The sequence below is a fragment of the Collinsella sp. AF04-24 genome (assembly GCF_003465685.1).
GTDB lineage: Bacteria > Actinomycetota > Coriobacteriia > Coriobacteriales > Coriobacteriaceae > Collinsella > Collinsella aerofaciens_AP.
Genome location: NZ_QSBK01000057.1, coordinates 1 through 622 on the forward strand (window position 1 = coordinate 1; position 622 = coordinate 622).

Annotated in this window: 1 protein-coding gene; it reads right to left on the reverse strand. The window is 62.9% G+C overall.

The features are described from left to right. Positions 1–622 (reverse strand): NAD-dependent protein deacetylase, SIR2 family (locus tag DWV32_RS10275; RefSeq protein WP_117758046.1); only part of this gene is annotated, 622 nt, incomplete at both ends.

The following is a 622-nucleotide window of genomic DNA, read 5'->3' on the forward strand; positions in this document are numbered from 1 at the left end:
CCTGCCTTGCTTCCGAGCTGCAGCGGAGCCGAGCCGCCCGAGATGTTTACGCTCAACAGGTGCGCATCCGGCAGCTTCGCGGTCATGCTCCAGAACGGGAGCGTGATGATGCCGGGGGTCATCTCGCCCACGCCGAGCTCCAACAACAGCACGCGGCGATCGCTGCGCTCGCACACAAAGCGCTCGTATCGTCCGAGGCTCTCGCGCCAGGCCGCACCCTGCAGAAACGTGTCGTCGCGCACCCACGGCACAAGCTGCCAGCTGCAGTGCGGGCATCGGGGGATATCCTCGCTGAGGACCTCGAACCCCGCCATGCCCGCGAGCATGCGCTCGACGTAGGGGCTCGCGTCGAAGAGCTCGTCACAGCATGGCTGCTTGCACTGAAGGTGCGCGAAGCTTCCCTGATAGTTACAGGTTCTCTCGTCGGGAAACGTCTTCTCGGCCTGGGTGTCCACATTGGTGCTCAGGATGAAGTAGTCCTTATGGCCGATGAGGGACCGTAGGTCGAGATAGGGCTGCGAGGCCAGCTCGCGCAGCATGAAGTCGATGTATCGCGCATAGTATGCCCACTGCTGCTCGAGGCTGGGGTAGAGGTGGTAGAAGCCGTCGAAAAGGCTCTTGA